General features: G+C 35.8%; 2 protein-coding genes. One reads left to right on the forward strand and one right to left on the reverse strand.

What is annotated here, in order from left to right:
* Positions 1-605: 605 nt before the first annotated feature.
* Entirely contained in the window at positions 606-785 is a 180-nt protein-coding gene (locus tag MTCD1_RS18240) for a hypothetical protein (protein ID WP_057183181.1), read from the reverse strand.
* Positions 786-1172: 387 nt separating this feature from the next.
* Here MTCD1_RS18240 and MTCD1_RS18245 point away from each other — a divergent pair.
* A partial coding sequence (locus tag MTCD1_RS18245; protein WP_200818631.1) for a phage integrase N-terminal SAM-like domain-containing protein occupies positions 1173-1412 on the forward strand: 240 nt, incomplete at its 3' end.

A 1412-nucleotide genomic window follows, 5' to 3' on the forward strand; every position in this document is an offset into this window, starting at 1 on the left:
GAGTACTCATCAATATCGGGCTTGTTCAACAACAGGATCAAGTTGCGGCTGCGCGCAACCTATCCTTTATTTATTATGTACCGTTTAAGACTTAACAACTATATACATTGTAGTAAGCTCATCAATTGCTGTATGCCTGATTAGTACTTTAAAACCCTGTGCTTCGTAGAGTGATATTATTTTAGGATCGTCATTGCATTCAAGGATTACAGTTCGGCCTCCAACTAAATCTATTGCACTGTGGATTATCGACCAAATACACTCGAAAATCCCTTGTAGGTTTATAGAGTTATCTTGGATACTGAAGTTTTTTCCTATTTGACCTATCAGATAGGTTTTAACTTTTTCAGGTTTACTAAAACCTCCTGAAAGTTTTTTCATCTTAGTTGTAGATAATGTGAAGTTTTCTAAAGACAATTCTTTGAAGGTTATAGAAAAATAAGCAAGTATATCCCCTGAAACTTCTGAGAGTATTAGGTAAGTTCTTGCGTTTGATGATTTTTCAAATCTGATAGATTTATTTAGGAGGAAATCTTGAACATCTATATTTAACGGGCATGTGAACGAAGAAAAGAGTTTACTGATTTGTTCTTCGGTAAACTCTTTTAGCAGGTCTCTAAGGCTGACAATTGTTGTTTTAATAAGCTGATGCCTTTTTTCCTGTCGGTATTAAGATTGTGGGAATTAACCTTAACTCTTACAGGGTTGTTTAAGTTTTGGTTAAAAGCTTTAATGCTTTTCTGATCAGAAACAACAAAAACTTTATCGAACGAGGTAGTAGCCATAACAGCCCTCCTTAAATTTAATTACCAATAATTATAACAATTATTTTACTGACATTCCAGCAAATTATTTAATGTGCTGGAATGTCAGTATTTAAAAGCACTCACCTAAAGAGTAAATTGCATAACTACATTGGTGCGATTAACTTAGGGACATAACGAGCTTGTAGAATAACTCGTTTATTATGAATTACCCCCTAAAATCGGGGTGGTAAATGTATTACCTATATCGAGTTAATCGTCTACAGTTCGATATAGGAGCACAAAGTTTTAGTAGTTTTTACTGAATTAGTTATTCTACAGCCTCAACGCCCACTTAAGCGGACAAAAATAGTTGGCTAAAATGTGTAGCGAAGCGAAACGTAGCCAACAGTTTTTGTTCCGTTTGAAGTGCTTGTTGAACGAAGCCGCTTTGCGGCAGAATACAATAAAATCATCTGTACTTACCTTAACGAACTGACCTTACAAGGAAAAAGTGATAAAACTATCGAGTGTTATAGTCGATGTCTTCGACAAACAGCGTCGTTCTTTGATCTCTGCCCGGACCAATTAGCCATTGAGGATCTTAAAACTTACTTCCTGCACCTTGTTGAGCATAAGTCATGGAGTCACGTTAAGATCACCCGTTGT

This window comes from Colwellia marinimaniae (assembly GCF_002207865.1).
Classification (GTDB): domain Bacteria; phylum Pseudomonadota; class Gammaproteobacteria; order Enterobacterales; family Alteromonadaceae; genus Colwellia; species Colwellia marinimaniae.